Here is a 21,043-nt window from a genome sequence, read left to right as displayed (position 1 = left end):
CGGATGTCCGGCAAGTTCCGGTCCTCCCTGATCATCGGCGGCCAGGGCATCCGTGCCCGCAAACTGCGCACGCTGCTGTCCATGGTGAGCCTGTTCCTCGGCGTGCTCGCGGTGATCGCGGTGCAGGCGGGCGGTCAGGTGGCCGAGAAGGCGATGCTCGCCGACATCGAGCTCCAGCGGGGCATCGACGGCACCGAGTCGCTCTACCTGCCCCAGCACGAGAAGACCTCCCAGATCGTCCAGGAGACCTTGCAGGGCAAGAAGGGCGTATCGGCCTTCGGCAGCACCCAGATCACCATCGGTGAGCCGAACACCACCCCGCTCAACCCCGGCGGCAGTTCCTTCGACCCGAGGTACAGCAGCTTCGGCGGGAGTGGCCGCTACACGACGGTCTGCGACGCCAGCGGCATGTGCTACGGCAAGCCGGTCGACGAGAAGCAGCCGCCGAAGGGCGCCGCGATCGAGCTGCGGACCACCACGATGATCGGCGACATCCGGCAGTTCCGGCCGTTCCGCCTGGTTTCCGGGCAGTGGCTGGACTTCGACTCCGCCCCGTCGATGTCCCCGCAGATCGTGCTCAACACCGCGGCGGCCGAGGGCTTCAAGAACAACAAGATCCCGGCCGAGCTGCACGTGCAGGGCGGGACGAAGAACGCGACCCCGAGGATCGTCGGCGTCGTCGACGACGGCCAGGGCGCGTACTCGGCCACCGCCTACGTGCGCGCGGACGAACTGCAGAACTGGGCGCCCGCCGAGGCCAAGCCGCCGGCCGCCGCCGGTGCGGGCAAGGGCGCCCCGGCCAACTTCGGCCGCAGCAGCGGCAGCGGCGGTCTCTCGTCGGTCTTCCTGGCGCCGGGTTCGGAGGGGATCAAGCAGACCCTCAAGGCCCGGCTGGCCGCGGCGGGCGCCGAGGTGGACGGGATGAGCAGTCAGCGGACGAATCCGAAGAAGCAGATGGAATCGATGCTGAACCTCATGAAGATCATCTTCCTGGCCATGGCCAGCCTGGTGCTGCTGATCGGCGTCGCGGGCATCCTCAACGTCGGCCTCGCCACGGTCGGCGAACGGGTGGAGGAGTTCGCGTTGCGGCGCGCGGTCGGCACCTCGCGGATGCTGCTCACCTTCATCGTGCTGTCCGAGACACTGCTGACCGGTCTGCTCACCGCGTTGGCGGCGATCGGCGCCGGGGTGATCGGCTTCGAGGTGGCGGCGATGATGCTCAGCGGCAAACTGCCCGCGCTCGCCGACATGTCCTTCCCGTGGGAGGCGGGCATGGCCGGGGTGATCGCGGGCCTGGTGGCGGGCCTGCTCGGCGGCCTCATCCCGGCGATCCGGGCCGCGCGCATCCCCATCTCCACCGTCATGCGCGCCTGACTTTTGTCCCGCGGTTGTGAACCCAATGTGGCATTGGTTACGTCTCACGTAACCAATGCCACATTGGGTTCACGGTTTCAGCCCACGAGGTTGACGAGCTTCGGCACGATGTCGACCGGCAGCGGACGCGCCGCGTTCTCCGCGCGGAGCCGCTCGCACGCCGCCCGGATCTCCTTGTCTTCCAACAGCTTCGTGAGGTGCGAAGCGTCAACGGCGGACTCCTCGATCCACAGGCCGATGCCCGCCGCGCGCACCATCGCGGCGTTGTCGAACTGGTCGGCGCCGTGCGGGAGCACGAGCTGCGGCACCCCGAGCGCCAGCGAGGTGAACGTGCTGCCGGAGCCGCCGTGGTGCACGACCGCGTCGCAGTTCTCCAGCAGCGAGTTCAGCGGGATCCACCCGGAGACGCGCACGTTCTCCGGGAGCTCACCGAGGTCGGAGAGGTCGCTGTCGCCGAGCGCGAAGACGAACTCCGCGTCCATTTCCCTTGCCGCGTCGACGATCTGCTTCAGCGCGCCGACGCCGGAGAGCCTGCCGACGACCGTGCCGAGGGTGACGCACACGCGCGGCCGCTCGCGCTCGGCGAGCAGCCACTCCGGCAGCTGTCCGCCCGCGTTGTAGGCGACGTACCGCATGGGCCAGCCGATCTGCGGGCCGCCGAGCCCCTCGGTGGCGACGTCGATGACCGCCGCGGCTTCGGTGGGCCTGGTGACGCCGTGCCGGTCGTAGGCGGCGGTGTGCTTGGCGTACATCGCCACCTCACCGACGCCCCGTGCGACGCCGAAGTTGTGCTGCACGGCGGGAATCCCGAGCTTCGCGGCGACGAACGGGCCCGCGGAGTCCATCTGCTCGAAGACCACCAGGTCCGGCCGCCAGCCCTGGGCCGCGGTGAGCATGTCCTCGCTGAGCCGGTCGCCGAGCGCGGCGAACCGCTCCGCGACGAGGTCCATGGCCTTGGCGGGATCTTCCTGGAACAGCTTGCGCAGGTGCCCCCAGTCGGTGAACTTCGAGCCCTTCCCGGACTCCTGGAAGAACTGGAACACGTCCAGCCCCGGCGCCGCGTCCACCACCGGCAGTCCTGCCTGCGCCGACCGCTGCACCCCGTCCCCCGTGGTGGCGACCAGCGCGTCGTGCCCCGCCGCCCGCACCGCCCAGGCCAGCGGAATCATCGGAAACAGGTGCCCCAACCCCGGCGATGACGTGAACAAAACCCGCACGCTTTCCTCCCTCAGCTAGACCCCACCATCCAACCCCTCGAAAAGATTCTCAGCAACAAAGATATTCAAACTCTGCACCAACATGAACCACGCTGGATCAGAGGGGGACGCAACGTGGGGGGCTTGGGGGGTTCGACCCCCCAACGAGATGAGGACGACCCGGCGAAGCCGCAACGCGGCGAGCAGGGTACGGCGGAGGCCGGGGCGGCCTGCTCGACCAGCCTGGGGGTTACCGGGAGCAGGCCGCCACGGGGGAGTTTACGGGGTGGTCACCTGGGCGGTCGCAACACCTCGGACACTTTTGATCAGCGCTACCCGTGCGGTCGCGTTCCGGTGGGACCAATTGGGGCAACAGGGTGATTTTGTCGGTGTCGGCCTGTACGCGGTGCCGCCTGCCGCCGATGACTTGCCAGTGACCGAGCCGGGGTGTCCGAACGTGGTGGTTCGGCAGGCGCCGCGCGATGATCCGGGTCCGCCATGAACGACCAGCGCTGGTGGGTCGAGTGCGGAGATCCGTTCGGCCGGGATCGCTCGGTCACCGTGCTCGTCGAGGAGGACCAGGTACTGGTGGTCGCTCCGCCCGGCGGGACCGCCGTGCTCTCCGCGCAGCAGACCCACCGATTGCACCGGACGCTCGGCACCGCGAGCGATGCCGCGGCCGAGACCGGGGACCCGAGAGGATGAGGCCGATGGAAGACCCGATGCGCCAGGCGGTGCTGATGCGGCTGGCCATGCTGGACCAGGCCGCCGAGAGCGGGGACGCCTCCGCACTGCTGCCGCTTGCGCGCGCCGAACTCCAGCGGCTGGCGGAGGGCTGGCGGCTGCTGCTCACCGTGCACCAGCGGGATCAGGACGGCCGCTGCCGCGCGTGCCCCGCGGGGCTGCGCAGGCGCCGCTGGCCCTGCCAGGTGTGGTTGATGGCGCACCGCCACCTGATCGGCGACGGCACCACGCACCGGGAGCGGCGGGCGTCGGTCCGCAACCCGTTCACCCGGCGGCTGCGCGCCGTGGGCGGGATCAGCGATGTCGATGTGATCAGTGAGCAGGACCCGAGGGAGACCAGCGGCGTGGGTGAGGTCGAGTTGATCGGTGTGGTGAGGGACATGCGTCCGGCGGATTCGGTGCGCGCGGAGGAGGACTTCCGGGCGGTGGAGACCGTGGCCTCGGTCGAGATCACCGGCCCGATCCCGATCCCGATCCCGATCCCGGCGGAGACGCCAGCCGAGACCACCACGGAGATCCCCGTCATCCCAGCCTCTCCCCCCGCGGACCTCTCCCCTGCTCTCTCCACGGAACTCACCCCCGATCTCTCCGCAGGTCTCTCCCCGGATCTCTCCGCACTCCTGCCCCCGAACGCCGCACCCCCCAAACCCCGCCACGCCCTCAACGACTGACCGAAGCCCGTTTCGTACTCATAGCGGGGTTTGGGAGCGCTCCCTTTCCGGCTATGAGTACGAAACGGGTCGTGGCGTGCCCGGAGTGCGGCCGGTGGGTGCCGGGATGGGGCAGGATGGCCAGGGTCCGGTGAGCTGGCCGGGCGCGAAGAGCTCACGTGGAGGGACGCGTGCACGACGGCACTGGCCGGATCGTGGTGCAGGACCTGACCAAACGGTTCGGGCCCGTCACCGCGGTGCAAGACCTCAGCTTCACCGTCGAGCCGGGCTCGGTGACCGGGTTCCTCGGGCCGAACGGGGCGGGCAAGACCACCACGCTGCGGATGCTGCTCGGGTTGGTGCGGCCGACCTCGGGCGGCACCACCATCAACGGCCTGCCGTTCGAGCGGCTGGACAACCCGGCGACCGTGGTCGGCGCGGTGCTGGAGGCGCAGAGCTTCCACCCGACCCGGTCGGCCCGCGCCCACCTGCGCTGTTTCGCCGCGGCGGCCGGACTGCCGGACGAGCGGGTGGAGCAGGTGCTGGCCCTGGTCGGCCTGGCGACGGCGGCCAACCGGCGGGCCGGTGAGTTCTCCCTCGGCATGCGGCAGCGGCTGGCCCTGGCCACCGCGCTGCTCGGGGACCCGCAGGTGCTGGTGCTGGACGAGCCCGCCAACGGGCTGGACCCGGAGGGCATCGCCTGGCTGCGCACCTTCATGCAGTCCTTCGCCCGCAGCGGCCGCACCGTGCTGGTCTCCAGCCACCTGCTGGCCGAGGTGGAGCAGACCGTGGACCAGGTCGTGATCATCAGCGCCGGGCAGACCCGCTACCAGGGCCCGCTGGAGAACCTGCGGAAGTCCCAGCGCAGCCGGGTGCTCGTGCAGCCCGCCGACGCGCACGCGCTGGTCGACGCCCTGCGCGAGGCCGGGCTGACCGATGTGGAGACGCTGCGGGACGGCAGGCTCGCGGTCACCGGCTCGCACACCAAGCAGGTCGCCGACGTCGCGCTGGCGGCCGGGGTGGCGATCTACGGCATGCAGGAGGAGCAGGCCGACCTGGAGCGGATGTTCCTCCAGCTGACCAGCGGGGAGCAGGGCCAGATCGGCGGACTCGGGGGTGGGGCGGCGTGAACGGCCTGGTGAAGGCGGAGTTCCGCAAGATCTTCTCCACCAACCTGTGGTGGGGGATGCTCATCCCGGGCGCGTTGATCACGCTGGCCTTCGCCGCGGGCGGCGCGTGGATCGGCTCGCTCGGCGTGGACATCCAGGACATCGACCAGCAGGTGCCGCTGGCGCTGCCGATGTTCGCGAGCGGGATGACCTTCGGCACCCTGTTCGCCGCGCTGGTCGGCGTGATCGGGGTGACCGGGGAGTACCGGCACCGCACCATCACCACCACTTACCTCACCTCGGGTTCGCGCGATTCCGTGCTGGTCGCGAAGCTGATCGCCTACGCGGCCCTCGGCGGGGTCTACGGGGTCACCTCCGCGGTGTTCGGCTCGATCGGCGCGGTGCTCGGCTCCGGCGGTGAGGGCTTCCCCAGCGTGGTGTCGTGGCTGGCGATCTGCGCCGTCGGGGTGGTCTCGTCGGTGCTGTGGGCGCTGTTCGGGGTCGGTCTCGGCGCGGCGGTCGGCAACCAGCTCGGCGCGGTGCTCGGCCTGCTGCTCTACACGCAGCTGGTCGAGGGCGCGCTGTCGGCGATCCTGCGGGCGCAGGGCGCCGAGGAGGTCCCGCCGTTCCTGCCGTACACGGCGGGCAACGACATGACCATGGACCTCGCGCTGAACCTGTTCTTCGGCGACCTGCCCGAGCGGCTGGCCGACTCCCCGCTGGTGGCCCCGCTGCGGCAGGCGCTGACCGAGGGCGCGCCGATCTGGTGGGCAAGCGCGTTGATCTTCCTGGGTTACACGCTCCTCGTGGTGCTGGCCGGTTCGACGGTGGGCAAGCAGCGCGACATCACGTGAGTGTCAGTGCCGGGTTCTAGCCTGGCTCCCGTGTCCAGAACTCCCGGTTGGATCCGTCGCCTGAGCGCGGCGAGCTGGCGCCATCGGCGCGTCGTGCTCGCCGCGTTCGGGGCGTCCGTGCTCGGCGTCGGCCTGCAGGCGGCAGTCCCGTTGCTGACCAGGACGGCCGTGGACGACGCGGTCGCCGGGCACACGGACAACCTGGGCTGGCTGGTCGGCCTGCTCGTCGGGCTGGCCGTGCTCGCGTTCGCCAGCGCCTTCGTCCGCCGCTACCAGGGCGGCCAGCTGTCCCTCAACGTCCAGCACGACCTGCGGCGCGAGGTTTTCGCGTCGGTGCAGCGGTTCGACGGCGGCAGCCAGGACGCGATGCGCACCGGGCAGATCGTGTCGCGGTCGATCAGCGACCTCCAGCTCGTGCAGTCCCTGCTGGCGATGCTGCCGCTGATGACGGGGCAGCTCGTGTTCGCCGTGGTGGCGCTCGGCGCGATGTTCTGGCTCTCGCCGTTGCTGACCGCGGTCGCGCTCGTCGTGCTGCCCGCGGTCGTGCTGATCGGGGTGCGCAGCCGCACCGTCCTGTTCCCCGCGACGTGGTCGGCCCAGCAACGCGCGGCCGACATCGCCCAGCACGTCGAGGAGACCGTCACCGGCGTGCGCGTGGTCAAGGGCTTCGGGCAGGAGTCACGTGAGGTCGCGGACCTGGAGGTGGCGGCGCAGCGGCTCTTCGCCGAGCGGATGCGCGCGGCCCGGCTGACCGCGCCACCGACCGCGCTGATGGCGGCGATGCCGGTGATCGGCCAGGTCGCCGTGCTCGGCCTCGGCGGTGTGCTCGCGATGAACGACCAGATCAGCCTCGGCACGTTCCTGGCGTTCGCCACCTACATCGCCGGGCTCGTCGGGCCCGCCCGGATGCTGTCCAGCCTGCTGGTGACGGGCCAGCTCGCGCGGGCGGGCGTGGAGCGGGTCTACGAGCTCGTCGACTCGCAGCCGGAGGTGCGCGAGGACCCGGACGCCGTCGACGTGCCGGACGGTGCGCTGGCGGTGGAGCTGGACGGGGTCCGGTTCGGCTACACCCGCAGCGAACCGGTGCTGGACGGGGTGTCGCTGCGGGTGGAACCGGGCGAGACGCTGGCGCTCGTCGGCCCGGCGGGCTCCGGGAAGTCGACTGTTTCCCTTTTGCTGCCAAGGTTTTACGACGTCCAGGAGGGTTCGATCCGACTGGGCGGCGCCGATGTGCGGCGGCTGCGGACGGCCTCGTTGCGCGGCGCCATCGGCGTGGTGTTCGAGGAGGCGTTCCTCTTCTCCGACTCGGTCCGCGCGAACATCGCCTACGGCAGGCCGGACGCCACCGACGACGAGGTGCGGGCCGCCGCCAAGGCCGCGGAGGCCCACGCCTTCATCGACGCGCTGCCCAACGGCTACGACACCGTGGTCGGCGAACGCGGGCTCACACTTTCCGGTGGACAACGACAGCGCGTCGCCCTGGCGCGGGCGTTGCTGTCCGATCCGAGGGTGCTCCTGCTCGACGACGCGACCTCGGCGGTGGACCCGGCGACCGAGGCGGCGATCCACGCGACGCTGCGCGCGGTCACGGAGTCCAGGACCACGCTGCTGATCGCCCACCGCCGCTCGACGCTCGCCCTCGCCGACCGGATCGCCGTGCTCGACCGGGGGCGGTTGGTCGACGTCGGGACCCACGCGGAGCTGGAGCAGCGGTGCGCGCTGTTCCGCTCCCTGCTCGCCGGTCCCGGTGATGCGATCGAGGACGTCACCGCGCCGAATGTCGGCGACGGCGCGTTGTGGCCGGTCACGACACCAGAAAACACATCGACCAGAACGTTCACAGAGAGCGTGAGCGGGCCGAGGGGCGGTGGCGTGGCCAGCGCGCTCGGGGCGATGCCGCCGACGCCGGAGCTGCTCGCGCAGGTCGAGGCGCTGCCACCGGCGAAGGACTCGCCCAGGCTCGGTGACGTGGACGCCCGCGCCCCCGATCCGGGTTTCCGGCTGCGCCGCCTGCTGCGCGTGGTGCGGTGGCCGCTGGTGCTGGCGACCATCGGGGTGGCCGTCGACGCGCTCTCGTCGATCGCGCTGCCCACGCTGTTCCGCTACGGCATCGACGACGGCGTCAGCGCCGGTGCGGCCGGACCGCTGTGGACCGCGACCGTGGTCGGGGTCGCCGTCGTCGTACTGGCCACGGTGGTGCTCGCCGTCCAGACGGTGATCACCGCGCGAACCGGCGAGACCGTGCTCTACGCGCTGCGCGTGCGCAGCTTCGCCCACCTGCAACGGCTGGGGCTCGACTACTACGAGCGCGAGCTGGCCGGGCGGATCATGACCAGGATGACCACGGACGTCGACGCGCTGTCGACGTTCCTCCAGACCGGGCTCGCCACCGCCGTGGTCAGCGTGCTCACCGTCGTGGGCATCTCGGCCGCGCTGATCCTCACCGATCCCGGGCTGGCGCTGGTGGCGCTCGCCGCGCTCCCGGTGCTGCTGGTGGCCACGCTCATCTTCCGCAGGCTCTCCTCGGTCGCCTACGCCGAGGCCAGGGAGCGGGTCAGCGCGGTCAACGCCGACCTCCAGGAGAACGTCTCCGGTCTCCGGGTGGCCCAGGCGTACACCCGCGAGGAGCGCTCGGCCGAGGAGTTCGCGGAGCGCAGCGACGCCTACCGGCGCTCCCGTCTGCGGGCGCAGCGCTACATCGCCACGTACTTCCCGTTCGTCACGATGCTGTCCGACCTGGTGCAGGCGGCGGTCCTCGCGGTCGGCGCCCACCGGGTCGCCACCGACGGGCTGACTCCGGGCGTGCTGCTGGCTTTCCTGCTGTACCTGGCGTTGTTCTTCTCGCCGATCCAGCAGCTGTCCGGTGTCTTCGACGGCTACCAGCAGGCCAAGATCGGTCTGCACCGGATCGGCGAACTGCTGCGCACGCCGACTTCCGTGCCACCCGCTCCGCGTCCGCGCGAAGTGCCGCCGCGGCTGCGCGGCGAGGTCGAACTGCGCGATGTCGGCTTCAGCTACGCGGGCACCGACGCGCCCGCGCTGTCCGGGATCAACCTCCGCGTCCGGCCCGGGGAGACGGTCGCCCTGGTCGGTGCGACCGGGGCGGGCAAGTCGACCCTGGTCAAGCTGATCGCGCGGTTCTACGACGCCACCGAGGGAACGGTTCTGGTGGACGGCGTGGACGTGCGCGACTACGACCTGCCCGGCTACCGCAGGCGGCTCGGAGTGGTGCCGCAGGAGGCGCACCTCTTCTCCGGCACCGTGGCGGAGAACGTCGGCTACGGCCGCCCGGACGCGACTCCGGCCGAGATCGAGGCGGCGGTGCGACGGGTGGGCGCGTTGCCGGTGGTCGCGCGGCTCCCGCACGGTTTCCACCAGGAGGTAGGCGAGCGTGGCCAAGGGCTGTCCGCGGGGCAGCGGCAGCTCGTCGCGCTCGCGCGGGCGGAGCTGGTCGACCCCGACGTGGTGCTGCTGGACGAGGCGACCGCGGCGCTGGACCCGGCGACCGAGGCCGCCGTTTTGGCTGCAGCCGAAGACCTGCTTGCAGGGTCGAGAATGGACACAGAAGACTTGTCGATGTCGCCTCGGACGACCTTCGTCGTCGCGCACCGGCTGGCGACGGCCGCGCGGGCGGACCGCATCGTGGTGCTCGCGGACGGGCGGGTGGTGGAGGAGGGCACCCACGCGGAGCTGCTGCGCCAGGATGGGGCGTATGCCGGGCTGTGGCGGGCTGGAACGGCCGAGGTGGCTTGAGGAAGCCTTGAGGCTTCTACACTTCAGAATCGATCAGGTAAACGATTCTGTGAGCCAGCCCTCACCAGAGGAGTACGTCCGTGTACCACCCGCGCGATGCGGAGGGCTAGCCTTGGCAACACCTGTGTCTGTACCCCGAGCAGATGGATAGAGGCGAGCAGCGGCCGTGTCCAGCAGCAGTACTGCGTCCCAATTCGGCCCGAACGAGTGGCTGGTCGAGGAAATGTACGAACAGTTCCTCAACGACCCCTCCTCCGTGGATCCGGCGTGGCATGACTTCTTTGCCGACTACAAGCCGACCGCCCAGAAGATGGCGACCGGCAACGGCAGCACCACGACGAAACCGGCTCCGGCGAGCCAGTCCGCGCAGGCCGAGGCGGTGAACGGAACGGCGGCCCCCGCCAAGCCCGCCCCCGCGGCCAAGGCGCCCGCGTCCGCCAAGCCCACGCCGACCAAGGCCGCGAGCGCCGCGCCGGTGAAGCCCGCCGGCGCGGGCGAGGAGCACAAGCAGCTGCGCGGAGCCGCCGCCGCGATCGCGAAGAACATGGAGCAGTCGCTCAGTGTTCCCACCGCGACCAGCGTGCGCGCCGTACCGGCGAAGCTGCTCGCCGACAACCGGATCGTGATCAACAACCACCTCAAGCGGACCAGGGGCGGGAAGGTCTCCTTCACCCACCTCATCGGCTTCGCGGTGGTGAAGGCCGTCGAGTCCTTCCCCAACATGAACCGGTTCTTCTCCTCGATCGAGGGCAAGCCGAACCTGGTGACGCCCGAGCACGTGAACCTCGGGCTCGCGATCGACCTGCCCGGCAAGGACGGCCAGCGCACGCTGGTGGTGGCGTCCATCAAGGGCTGCGAGACGATGAACTTCGCGCAGTTCCTGCAGGCCTACGAGGACCTGATCCGCAAGGCCAGGGGCGGCAAGCTCGGCAACGACGACTTCACCGGCACCACGATCTCGCTGACCAACCCCGGCACCATCGGCACCAACCACTCGGTGCCGAGGCTGACCGCGGGCCAGGGCGCGATCATCGGCGTCGGCGCGATGGAGTACCCGGCGGAGTTCCAGGGCGCCAGCGAGAAGGTGCTCGGCAAGATGGGCATCAGCAAGATCATCACGCTGACGTCCACCTACGACCACCGGATCATCCAGGGCGCGGAGTCCGGCGAGTTCCTGCGCCGCGTGCACCAGCTGCTGCTGGGTGAGGACGGCTTCTACGACGAGATCTTCGCCTCGCTGCGCATCCCGTACGAGCCGATCCGCTGGGTCACCGACATCCCCGAGGGCGCGGTCGACAAGACCGCCCGCGTCCTGGAGCTGATCGACGCCTTCCGCAGCCGCGGCCACCTGATGGCCGACACCGACCCGCTGAACTACCGGCAGCGCAAGCACCCCGACCTGGACGTGCTCTCGCACGGCCTGACCCTGTGGGACCTGGACCGCGAGTTCGCGGTCGGCGGTTTCTCCGGCAGGGAGCGGATGAAGCTGCGCGAGGTGCTCGGCGTGCTGCGCGACTCGTACTGCCGCACCGTCGGCATCGAGTACATGCACATCCTCAAGCCGGACGAGCGCCAGTGGCTGCAGGAGCGCATCGAGGTCCCGCACACCAAGCCGGACCGCGCCGAGCAGACCTACATCCTGAGCAAGCTCAACGCGGCCGAGGCGTTCGAGACCTTCCTGCAGACCAAGTACGTCGGCCAGAAGCGGTTCTCCCTGGAGGGCGGCGAGACCGTCATCCCGCTGCTGGACGCCGTGCTGGACAAGGCCGCCGAGCAGGACCTGGACGAGGTCGTCATCGGCATGCCGCACCGCGGCAGGCTGAACGTGCTCGCCAACATCGTCGGCAAGCCGATCTCCCAGATCTTCCGGGAGTTCGAGGGCAACCTCGACCCGGGCCAGGCGCACGGCTCCGGTGACGTGAAGTACCACCTGGGCGCGGAGGGCAAGTACTTCCGCATGTTCGGCGACGGGGAGACCAAGGTCTCGCTGACCTGCAACCCCTCGCACCTGGAGGCGGTCGACCCGGTCCTGGAGGGCATCGTCCGGGCCAAGCAGGACATCCTGGACAAGGGCGGCGAGGGCTTCACCGTGCTGCCCGTGCTGATGCACGGCGACGCCGCGTTCGCCGGTCAGGGCGTGGTCGCCGAGACCCTGAACCTGGCCCTGCTGCGCGGTTACCGCACCGGCGGCACGCTGCACGTGGTCGTCAACAACCAGGTCGGCTTCACCACCGCGCCGGAGTCCTCGCGCTCCAGCCAGTACTGCACCGACGTGGCGAAGATGATCGACGCCCCGGTCTTCCACGTGAACGGCGACGACCCCGAGGCGTGCGTCTGGGTGGCCAAGCTGGCGGTGGAGTACCGCAAGGCGTTCGGCAAGGACGTCGTCATCGACATGGTCTGCTACCGCCGCCGCGGGCACAACGAGGGCGACGACCCCTCGATGACCCAGCCGGCGATGTACGACGTGATCGACACCAAGCGCAGCGTCCGCAAGGGCTACACCGAGGCGCTGATCGGCCGCGGCGACATCTCCGTCGAGGAGGCCGAGAGCGCGCTCAAGGACTACGCCACCCAGCTGGAGCACGTCTTCAACGAGGTGCGCGAGCTGGAGAAGCACCAGGCCGCGCCCAGTGGTTCGGTGGAGGCCAGCCAGGTCATCCCGACCAAGGTGCCCACCGCGATCAGCCGCCAGACGCTGGAGCTCATCGCCGACGCGCACGTGAACCTGCCGGAGGGCTTCAGCCCGCACCCGCGGGTGAAGCCGGTGCTGGAGCGGCGGGCGAAGATGGCCCGCGAGGGCGGCATCGACTGGGCGTTCGGCGAGCTGCTGGCGTTCGGTTCGCTGGTCGCCGAGGGCCGCCCGGTGCGGCTGTCCGGTCAGGACTCGCGGCGCGGCACCTTCGTGCAGCGGCACTCGGTGCTGATCGACCGCAAGACCGGCCAGGAGTACACCCCGCTGCAGAACCTCACCGAGGACCAGGCCAAGTTCCTGGTCTACGACTCCGCGCTGTCGGAGTTCGCGGCCGTGGGCTTCGAGTACGGCTACTCCGTGGCCAACCCGAACGCCCTGGTGCTGTGGGAGGCGCAGTTCGGTGACTTCGTCAACGGCGCGCAGCCGATCATCGACGAGTTCATCTCCTCCGGCGAGGCCAAGTGGGGCCAGCGCTCGGACGTGGTGATGCTGCTGCCGCACGGCCACGAGGGCCAGGGTCCCGACCACACCTCGGGCCGGATCGAGCGCTGGCTGCAGCTGTGCGCGGAGGGTTCGATGACGGTGGCGGTCCCGTCCACCCCGTCGAACTACTTCCACCTGCTGCGCAGGCACGCGCTGGACGGCATCAACCGCCCGCTGGTGGTGTTCACGCCGAAGTCCATGCTGCGCCTGAAGGCCGCGACCAGCCCGGTCGAGGAGTTCATCGAGGGCAGCAAGTTCCACTCGGTGCTGGACGACCCGCTGGTGAGCGACCCGTCCGCGGTCCGCAAGGTCCTGCTGTGCAGCGGCAAGATCTCCTACGAGCTCAACGCGGAGCGGCAGAAGCGCGGCGCCACCGACACCGCCATCGTGCGGGTCGAGCAGCTCTACCCGGTGCCGTACAAGAAGCTCACCCAGGCGCTGGAGCGCTACCCCAACGCCAAGGACATCCGCTGGGTCCAGGAGGAGCCGGCGAACCAGGGTGCGTGGCCGTACTTCGGCCTGGCCCTGCCCGAGCTGGTGCCCGACCGCCTGTCCGGCATCCGCCGGGTGTCCCGCCGTGCCATGGCGGCCCCGTCGGCCGGTTCCGGCAAGGTGCACGACGTCGAGCAGGCCGAGCTGATGAACAAGGCCTTCGAGTAGGTTCTCCTCGTGGTTCACGCCGAGCCGCCGGGTCCTCAGGGCCCGGCGGCTCGGCCGTCTCCTGTCCCGTTCTCTTCGCAGGGAGTTGCGTTGTACTTCACCGACCGCGGCATCGAGGAGCTGGAGCAGCGGCGCGGCGAGGAGGAGGTCACCCTCGCCTGGCTGGCCGACCGCCTGCGGGCGTTCGTCGACCTCAACCCGGACTTCGAGACCCCGATCGAGCGCCTGGCCACCTTCCTCGCCCGCGACGACGAGGACGACCTCGACGACTGACCCACCGGGGTTGGTGCGTCTTCAAGACCACCAGACCCACGCCTCAACGCATCGCCAACCGCCTACACACCTCGTTCGCAGATGACGGGGAGACCATTGAGCGCCCCGCCGCACCAACCGAGTGAACGACGCGGTTCGCCGGTCTTCAAGTACGCCGCACCTAGCTCCCAGAAGTCGCTAACCGCAGCAAACCCTCGGTGGCGGGCTGGGTTTGCTGCGGTTAGCGATCGGTGGGGGTGGGGTTCGTGGTACTTGAAGACTGCCCAACCTCGGTCAGAGGCGGGTGCCCTTGCGGTAGACGGAGTGGGTGAGGGGGACTCCGGGGCGGTAGGCGAGGTGTGTGGTGGAGGGCGCGTCGAGCACGTGCAGGTCGGCTCGCGCGCCGACGCGGATCACGCCGACGGCGCCGTCTCCGGTCTCGCGGCGGAGTGCGCGGGCGCCGCCCCAGGTCGCGGCGCGGACGGCCTCATCGACGCTCATGTGCATCTGAAGTACAGCGGTGGCAACGCAAAACGCCATGGACGACGTGTAGGACGAGCCCGGGTTGCAGTTGGAAGCCAAAGCGACGGTGGCTCCGGCGTCGAGCAAGGCGCGAGCGTCGGGAAGCGGCTGGCGGGTGGAGAGATCGCACGCGGGCAGCAGCGTCGCGACCGTGTCGGAGTTCGCCAGAGAGTCCACATCGGACGGTGTGAGGTGCGTGCAATGGTCCACGCTCGCGGCGCCGAGTTCCACTGCTAGGCGCACACCCGGGCCAGGACCGAGCTGGTTGCCGTGCACGCGCAGCCCCAGACCTGCCTCCTGAGCAGCCTTCAGGACAGCGCGGGACTGGGCCTCGTCGAACGCGCCGGTTTCGCAGAAGACGTCGGCCCAGCGCACGAAAGGCGTTACCGCACTGAGCATTTCGCCGCGAACCAGTTCCACATAGGACTCAGCATCGGAGCCTGGTGGCACCAGGTGGGCGCCGAGGAAGGTGACCTCATCGGCTACTGACGCGGCGATGCGGGCGGCGCGGACCTCATCGGCGACGGTCAGGCCGTAGCCGGTCTTGGTCTCGATGGTGGTCGTGCCCTGACGTCGAGCTTCACCGACGTGGAGCACGAGGTTCTTCAGCAGTTCGTCATCGGAGGCCGCCCGGGTCGCCTCGACGGTGACAGCGATTCCGCCTGCCTGGTAAGGCTTTCCAGCCATCCGCGCGGAAAATTCGGCGGTGCGGTCGCCCGCGAAGAGCAGGTGGGTGTGGCTGTCCACCCATCCCGGCAGCACGGCGCGACCGCCGACGTCGACGCGCTCGTCCGCGTCCGGAGCCTCGGATGCGAGGCCCACCCAGGCAATGCGCTCGCCGTCGAGAACGATTGCCGCGTCGGCAAGTGAGCCCAGTTCGTCGTCGTTGGTGGTCAGCTCGCCGATGCCAGTGATGAGGATGCTCACGCCCACAACCCTTCGATCGCGTCCTTCAACAGCTTGCCAACATCGCCCAACCGCTCGTGCCTACCACCTCGCGCCACTACAGCGCCAGAGTTGATCACGGTGTCCACATCGGACGACGAAGCACTGAGCAATGTCTGTTCGGGCAACGATCCCGCGGTGCGCGGGCTGTCCAACCGAACCTGAACGAGATCGCACGGAGCACCAACCGCGATCTTCCCCGCTGACGGCCACCCCAGCGCTGCGTGCCCCGCACTGGTCGATGCGGTCATCAACTCCGCCAAGGTGAAGCGTCCGCGCGAGCCGGTGCGCAGCCGCTCGCCGTGCTCCAACGCGCGGGCCTCAAGAATCGGATCGACCACCGCGTGCTGGTCGCTGCCGAGGCTGAGCGGACTTCCCGCGTCGACCAGCTCGCGCGCGGGACCGATCCCGTCAGCGAGATCCGCTTCCGTTGTGGGACAGAAGCACGCGCCAGTTCCCGTGCCCCCCAACAGCTTGATGTCGTGGGCCGTCAGGTGCGTTGCGTGCACGGCAACAGTTCGCGGCGACAGTACACCGGCATCGTGCAGCAATTCCGTTGGTGTCAAACCGTATGCGGCTTGGCATGCGACGTTCTCCGCTGGCTGTTCGGAGAGGTGGACGTGCAGCGGACGATCGGCGGCCACACCCGCAGCGACCTCTGCCAAGGACGAACGAGGAACGGCGCGCACGGAATGGATCGCGCCGCCCACACGGGTATTCGCATCCTCTTTGAACACAGCCACGCGCGAAGCCCACTGCGAAGCGGAAGTATCGCCGAAGCGCAGTTGGGTCTCGTTCAGCGGCTCGCCGATACCGCCTGCGAGGTAACAGGTGTCGAGCAGCGTGAGCCGGACGCCCGCCTCAGCCGCCGCCTGCCGAAGCGCCTCGCCCATCGCGTTCGGATCCGCGTACGCACGACCGCCCGTCGCGTGATGGAGGTAGTGGAACTCGCCAACGCACGTAACACCGGCAATGGCCATCTCGGCGTACGCGGCGCGGGCGAGCGCCAAGTAGCTGTCTGGTTCGAGTCGCTGGGCCAATGCGTACATCCCGGTCCGCCAGGTCCAGAAAGTCCCGCCGTCCCCATGCGTCCGGCCGCGAAGTGCACGGTGGAACGCGTGCGAATGCGCGTTGGCGAAGCCCGGGAGCACAAGTCCCCCAAGCCTTTCGGCGCCATCGCGAGGCGCGCCGACCGTCACCGCGGCGATAACCCCGTCAGCCGCCTCCACCAGGACGTCACGGGCAACCGCGTCGTCTACCCACGCGGACTCGCACCAGAACCGCATACCACTCTCCTAAGTGGACAGATGGTGTTCGAGCACCGTTGCCAGTGCGGCAACACCCGCCTCGCAGTCGTCCGGCTCAGCGTGCTCGGCGGGCGCGTGGCTGACACCAGTGGGGTTGCGGACGAACAGCATCGCGGTGGGCACGTGCGCGGCGAGAATGCCCGCGTCGTGACCCGCTCCCGTTTGCAACGCGGGAACTCCGCCGAGCTGCTCCGCCAAGCGGTCCCGGAGCGCGGGGTCGAAGATCACGGTGTCGCCGTAGGACTCTTCGGTGACCGTGAGCGAGCAGCCTTCGTCCTCGGCGGCGGACAGCCCGGCCGCCTTGATCTCCGCGACCACGTTGCGGGTCACCTCGTCGGTCGCCGCTCGCGCGTCCAACCACACGTCCACAGTTGACGCAATCACGTTGGTGCCGCCCGGGATTGGCTGGATGCGGCCGATCGTGGCTCGCGCACCGTCCACACCGGACGCAGCCGCGCGAGCGGCGAGCACCAACTGCGATGCGGGCAGCATCGGATCGCGGCGATCATCGATGGGCGTGGCACCGGCGTGGTTTCCCTCGCCAGTGAAGCTGAACCGCCAACGTCCGTGCGCCAAGATCGAACTGGCCACACCGACCGGCACTCCGAGATCGATCAGCCCGCGCCCCTGCTCCACGTGCAGCTCGATGAAGCACCCGATGTTCGCCAGCGCCTCGGCATCCCGCCCCATGCGCGCGGGATCGAGCCCAGCGGCGGAAACGGCTTCAGCGAAGGAAACCCCGTCAGGATCGCGCAGATTCAGAGCGACAGAGGGGTCGATCGCGCCGGACATCAGCCGCGAGCCCAGGCAGGCAACGCCGAATCGGCCGCCCTCCTCCTCCGCGAACACGACGATCGCGAACGGTTTCGACGGCTTGAAACCCTTGGCGCGCATGGCATCCACGGCAGCGAGGGCGGACACCACACCCAGCGGGCCGTCAAAGGCACCGCCACCGGGCACGGAGTCCAAGTGGCTGCCCGTGATGATCGCGTCAGGGCCGGGAGGCCCCCACCACGCCCACAGATTCCCGTTGCGGTCGCACGTGACGTCGAGCCCGCGATCGACCGCCTCGGCGACGAACCACTCGCGCAGGCTCAGCTCGGCGGAGTCGAAGCCGTGCCGCGAATAGCCGCCACGGCTCCGATCCCGCCCCACATCAGCGATATCGCCCAACAAGGAGCTAGCGGTCATGACTTGGCGACCGGGATCGTCACGCCACGCTCGGCAGCGACCTCGTCCGCACGGTCGTAACCCGCGTCGACGTGGCGCAGAACGCCCATCGCCGGGTCGTTTGTCAGCACGCGCTCCAGCTTCTGCGCGGCCAGCTCGGTTCCGTCGGCGACGGTTACCTGACCGGCGTGGATGGAGCGGCCGATGCCCACTCCGCCGCCGTGGTGGATGGACACCCAGCTCGCGCCGGACGCGGTGTTGATCAGCGCGTTCAGCAGCGGCCAGTCGGCGATCGCGTCCGAGCCGTCCGCCATCGCCTCGGTCTCGCGGTACGGGGAGGCCACCGAACCGCAGTCGAGGTGGTCGCGGCCGATCACGATCGGCGCGGACAGCTCGCCGGAGGCCACCATCTCGTTGAACTTCAGGCCCGCGAGGTGCCGCTCACCGTAGCCGAGCCAGCAGATCCGCGACGGAAGCCCTTGGAAGGCAACGCGTTCGCCCGCCATCTTGATCCAGCGTGCGAGCTGCTCGTTCTCCGGGAACAGCTCCAGGATCGCGCGGTCGGTCTTGGCGATGTCCTCCGGGTCACCGGAGAGCGCGGCCCAGCGGAACGGGCCCTTGCCCTCGCAGAACAGCGGGCGGATGTAGGCGGGCACGAAGCCGGGGAAGTCGAAGGCCCGCTCGTAGCCGCCGAGCTGCGCCTCACCGCGGATGGAGTTGCCGTAGTCGAAGACCTCGGCGCCCGCGTCCTGGAACCCGACCATCGCGGCCACGTGCTCGACCATCGACTCGCGGGCGCGCATGGTGAACTCCTCGGGCTTGGCGGCGGCGTAGTCGGCCCACTCCTCCACCGAGACGCCCTTCGGCAGGTACGCCAACGGATCGTGCGCGGAGGTCTGGTCGGTCACCACGTCCACCGCGACGCCTCGGCGCAGCAGCTCCGGCAACACTTCGGCGGCATTGCCGATCACGCCGACCGAGAGCGCCCGTCGAGAAGATTTCGCTGACAGGACACGGGAAATCGCGTCGTCCAAGTCGTCGGCGACCTCGTCGAGGTAGCGGGTCTCGACGCGGCGCCGAGCGCGCTCCCGGTCGACCTCGATGACCAGCGCGACGCCCTCGTTCATCGTGACCGCGAGCGGCTGGGCGCCGCCCATGCCACCGAGACCGGCGGTGACGGTCAGGGTCCCGGCGAGCGTGCCACCGAAGCGCTTCTGCGCCACAGCAGCGAAGGTCTCGTAGGTCCCCTGGAGAATCCCTTGCGTGCCAATGTAAATCCACGAGCCCGCGGTCATCTGGCCGTACATGGTCAGGCCCTGCGCTTCGAGCTTGCGGAACTCCGGCCAGGTGGCCCAGTCCCCCACCAGGTTGGAGTTCGCGATCAGCACGCGCGGCGCCCATTCGTGGGTGCGCAGCACGCCGACCGGCTTGCCGGACTGGACGAGCAGGGTCTCGTCCTCGGCCAGGTTCCGCAGCTCGCGGGTGATCGCGTCGAAGCAGTTCCAGTCGCGGACGGCCTTTCCGGTGCCGCCGTAGACGACCAGGTCGTCCGGGCGCTCGGCGACCTCCGGGTCCAGGTTGTTCTGCAGCATGCGCAGCGGCGCCTCCGTGGCCCAGCTGCGCGCGGTCAGTTCGGTCCCCCGGGCGGCACGTACGGGGCGAGGTCCTGCGTTCACCGGTTTCTCCCGTCCACAATGGACTCAAGGTGGGCAAGTACGGCACCGGAGCGGATCAGCTCCTCGGCCGCGGCGATCTCGGGTGCGAGGTGGCGGTCCGGGCCGGGACCGCCCGCGGATTCACGAAGCAGGGCAAGGACTCCCGCGCCTGCCGGGCCGGGCTGCAACGGGGCGCGCATGTCGATGGCCCGCGCCGCGGTCAGCAGCTCGATGGCCAGCACGGTGCGCAGCCCGTCGATCGCCTTGCGCAGCTTGCGCGCGGCGGACCAGCCCATGGACACGTGGTCTTCCTGCATGGCGCTGCTGGGAATGGAGTCGACCGAGGCGGGCACCGCGAGGCGCTTGAGCTCGGACACGACCGCGGCCTGCGTGTACTGGGCGATCATGTGGCCGGAGTCGACGCCGGGGTCATCGGCGAGGAACGGCGGCAGCCCGTGCGAGCGCGCCTTGTCGAGCATCCGGTCGGTGCGGCGCTCTGCCATGCTCGCGACGTCGGCGAGCGGGATCGCCAGGAAGTCGAGCACGTAAGCCACTGGGGCGCCGTGGAAGTTGCCGTTGGACTCGACGCGGCCGTCCGCCAGCACAACGGGGTTGTCGATCGCCGACGCGAGTTCGCGCTCCGCAACGGTTTCCGCGTGCGTGAGGCTGTCGCGGGCCGCGCCGTGCACCTGCGGGGCGCAGCGCAGGGAGTACGCGTCCTGGACGCGGTTGCAGTCCGGGCCCCGGTGGCTCGCGACGATGCCCGAGTCCTTGAGGAACGCGGCCATCCGCGAAGCCGACAACGCCTGCCCGGGGTGCGGGCGGAGGGCGTGCAGCTCCGGCGCGAAGACGCGGTCGGTGCCCAGCAGGGCTTCGACGCTCATCGCGGCGGTGAGGTCGGCGACGTCGAGCAGCTCCGCGAGGTCGGCGCAGGCCATGACCAGCATGCCGAGCATGCCGTCGGTGCCGTTGATCAGCGCCAGCCCCTCCTTCTCGGCGAGCTGGAGCGGTTCGAGCCCGGCCTCGTACAGCGCCTCCGCAGCGTCGCGCAGGTCTCCTCCGCCGTCACGGACCTGGCCCTCGCCCATGAGCGCGAGCGCGATCGACGACAGCGGGGCGAGGTCGCCGGAGCAGCCGAGCGAGCCGTACTCGTGCACCACCGGCGTGATGCCCGCGTTGAGCATCCCCGCCAATGCGTCCACAGTGGACAATCGAACGCCGGTGTGCCCCGATGCGAGCGTGCGCAACCGCAGCAGCATCAGCCCCCGGACGACCTCGGCCTCCACCTCCGGCCCAGCACCCGCGGCGTGCGAGCGGATCAGCGACCGCTGCAACGCGGCCCTGCGGTCGAGCGGGATGTGCTTGGTGGCCAGCGCGCCGAAACCGGTGGACACCCCGTACGTGGGGGTCTCGGCGGCGGCCAGCGCCTCGATGTGGGCGCGGGCCGCGGCGACCGCCTCGCGGGCCTCCGCGGTGATCTCCACCGGCGCTCCGCCGCGGACGACGGCGAGCACCTGCGCCCTGGACAGCGGCTTCAAGCCGACAGGAACGTGCGACATGCCCCCATCACACCCGCTCGCGCCACCGCCCCCAACCCCGCACCGTGTGACACTGTCTGAAACCCCAGACACTCCGCCCCGCGTTTACGCCCTGAACGAGTCGTTCAGGGAACTG

14 protein-coding genes are annotated in these 21,043 nt (G+C 70.0%); 8 read left to right on the top strand and 6 right to left on the bottom strand.

Annotation, left to right across the window (positions count from 1 at the left end; genetic code table 11):
- The first annotated feature begins 3 nt into the window (after nucleotides 1-3).
- Nucleotides 4-1,374, top strand: coding sequence for an ABC transporter permease (locus tag NLX83_RS15075; protein ID WP_254236232.1), 1,371 nt, complete (start codon nucleotides 4-6; stop codon nucleotides 1,372-1,374).
- 77 nt (nucleotides 1,375-1,451) lie between these two features.
- Here NLX83_RS15075 and NLX83_RS15070 read toward each other — a convergent pair whose 3' ends face one another.
- Nucleotides 1,452-2,591, bottom strand: a complete 1,140-nt coding sequence (locus NLX83_RS15070) for a nucleotide disphospho-sugar-binding domain-containing protein (protein WP_254235457.1) — start codon at nucleotides 2,589-2,591, stop codon at nucleotides 1,452-1,454.
- 477 nt (nucleotides 2,592-3,068) lie between these two features.
- On the opposite strand from NLX83_RS15070, the gene NLX83_RS15065 reads away from it, so the two are divergent.
- The 7 genes from NLX83_RS15065 (at nucleotide 3,069) to NLX83_RS15035 (ending at nucleotide 13,791) form a co-directional block, all read left to right on the top strand.
- The gene (locus NLX83_RS15065; RefSeq protein ID WP_254235456.1) at nucleotides 3,069-3,275 is read left to right on the top strand and encodes a hypothetical protein; all 207 of its coding nucleotides are present in this window, start codon (nucleotides 3,069-3,071) and stop codon (nucleotides 3,273-3,275) included.
- 5 nt (nucleotides 3,276-3,280) lie between these two features.
- Nucleotides 3,281-3,985 carry a hypothetical protein gene (locus tag NLX83_RS15060; protein ID WP_254235455.1) on the top strand — a complete coding sequence of 235 codons (705 nt, stop codon included), beginning with the start codon at nucleotides 3,281-3,283 and terminating at the stop codon, nucleotides 3,983-3,985.
- Between the two features lie 170 nt (nucleotides 3,986-4,155).
- The gene (locus NLX83_RS15055) at nucleotides 4,156-5,094 is read left to right on the top strand and encodes an ABC transporter ATP-binding protein (protein ID WP_254235454.1); all 939 of its coding nucleotides are present in this window, start codon (nucleotides 4,156-4,158) and stop codon (nucleotides 5,092-5,094) included.
- Nucleotides 5,091-5,927: an ABC transporter permease subunit gene (locus tag NLX83_RS15050; RefSeq protein WP_254235453.1), complete on the top strand. Its 837-nt coding sequence runs from the start codon at nucleotides 5,091-5,093 to the stop codon at nucleotides 5,925-5,927. Before NLX83_RS15055 ends, NLX83_RS15050 begins: the two co-directional genes overlap by 4 nt.
- Before the next feature lie 21 nt (nucleotides 5,928-5,948).
- Complete coding sequence (locus NLX83_RS15045; protein WP_254236231.1) at nucleotides 5,949-9,680, top strand: ABC transporter ATP-binding protein; 3,732 nt, start codon at nucleotides 5,949-5,951, stop codon at nucleotides 9,678-9,680.
- 166 nt (nucleotides 9,681-9,846) lie between these two features.
- On the top strand, nucleotides 9,847-13,518 hold the full coding sequence (locus tag NLX83_RS15040) for a multifunctional oxoglutarate decarboxylase/oxoglutarate dehydrogenase thiamine pyrophosphate-binding subunit/dihydrolipoyllysine-residue succinyltransferase subunit (protein ID WP_254235452.1): 3,672 nt from the start codon (nucleotides 9,847-9,849) through the stop codon (nucleotides 13,516-13,518).
- Nucleotides 13,519-13,608: 90 nt separating this feature from the next.
- Nucleotides 13,609-13,791, top strand: a complete 183-nt coding sequence (locus tag NLX83_RS15035; protein WP_030426748.1) for a DUF6104 family protein — start codon at nucleotides 13,609-13,611, stop codon at nucleotides 13,789-13,791.
- 273 nt (nucleotides 13,792-14,064) lie between these two features.
- Here NLX83_RS15035 and hutI read toward each other — a convergent pair whose 3' ends face one another.
- Genes hutI through hutH form a run of 5 tightly spaced genes read right to left on the bottom strand, consistent with a single transcriptional unit; the run spans nucleotide 14,065 to nucleotide 20,928 of the window.
- Nucleotides 14,065-15,219 (bottom strand): imidazolonepropionase, encoded by a 1,155-nt coding sequence (gene hutI, locus NLX83_RS15030; protein ID WP_254235451.1) that lies wholly within the window; start codon nucleotides 15,217-15,219, stop codon nucleotides 14,065-14,067.
- Nucleotides 15,216-16,523, bottom strand: coding sequence for a formimidoylglutamate deiminase (locus NLX83_RS15025; protein WP_254235450.1), 1,308 nt, complete (start codon nucleotides 16,521-16,523; stop codon nucleotides 15,216-15,218). Before NLX83_RS15025 ends, hutI begins: the two co-directional genes overlap by 4 nt.
- Before the next feature lie 9 nt (nucleotides 16,524-16,532).
- Nucleotides 16,533-17,735: an allantoate amidohydrolase gene (locus NLX83_RS15020; protein ID WP_254235449.1), complete on the bottom strand. Its 1,203-nt coding sequence runs from the start codon at nucleotides 17,733-17,735 to the stop codon at nucleotides 16,533-16,535.
- Complete coding sequence (gene hutU / locus NLX83_RS15015; protein WP_254235448.1) at nucleotides 17,732-19,390, bottom strand: urocanate hydratase; 1,659 nt, start codon at nucleotides 19,388-19,390, stop codon at nucleotides 17,732-17,734. The genes NLX83_RS15020 and hutU overlap by 4 nt, the downstream gene beginning before the upstream one ends.
- Nucleotides 19,387-20,928 carry a histidine ammonia-lyase gene (hutH, locus tag NLX83_RS15010; protein WP_254235447.1) on the bottom strand — a complete coding sequence of 514 codons (1,542 nt, stop codon included), beginning with the start codon at nucleotides 20,926-20,928 and terminating at the stop codon, nucleotides 19,387-19,389. The genes hutU and hutH overlap by 4 nt, the downstream gene beginning before the upstream one ends.
- Nucleotides 20,929-21,043 lie beyond the last annotated feature (115 nt).

This window comes from Allokutzneria sp. A3M-2-11 16 (genome assembly GCF_024213555.1).
Taxonomy (GTDB): Bacteria; Actinomycetota; Actinomycetes; order Mycobacteriales; family Pseudonocardiaceae; genus Allokutzneria.
The sequence above is the reverse complement of the archived record's forward strand: the minus strand, read 5'-3'. Positions and strand labels throughout refer to the sequence as shown.

Excerpts from the sequence above, each read along its gene's own strand:
- NLX83_RS15075 (WP_254236232.1), top strand. The coding sequence starts at position 4 with ATGTCCGGCAAGTTCCGGTCCTCCCTGATCATCGGCGGCCAGGGCATC.
- NLX83_RS15065 (WP_254235456.1), top strand. The coding sequence starts at position 3,069 with ATGAACGACCAGCGCTGGTGGGTCGAGTGCGGAGATCCGTTCGGCCGG.
- hutH (WP_254235447.1), bottom strand. The coding sequence starts at position 20,928 with ATGTCGCACGTTCCTGTCGGCTTGAAGCCGCTGTCCAGGGCGCAGGTG.
- NLX83_RS15020 (WP_254235449.1), bottom strand. The coding sequence starts at position 17,735 with ATGACCGCTAGCTCCTTGTTGGGCGATATCGCTGATGTGGGGCGGGAT.
- NLX83_RS15060 (WP_254235455.1), top strand. The coding sequence starts at position 3,281 with ATGGAAGACCCGATGCGCCAGGCGGTGCTGATGCGGCTGGCCATGCTG.
- NLX83_RS15025 (WP_254235450.1), bottom strand. The coding sequence starts at position 16,523 with ATGCGGTTCTGGTGCGAGTCCGCGTGGGTAGACGACGCGGTTGCCCGT.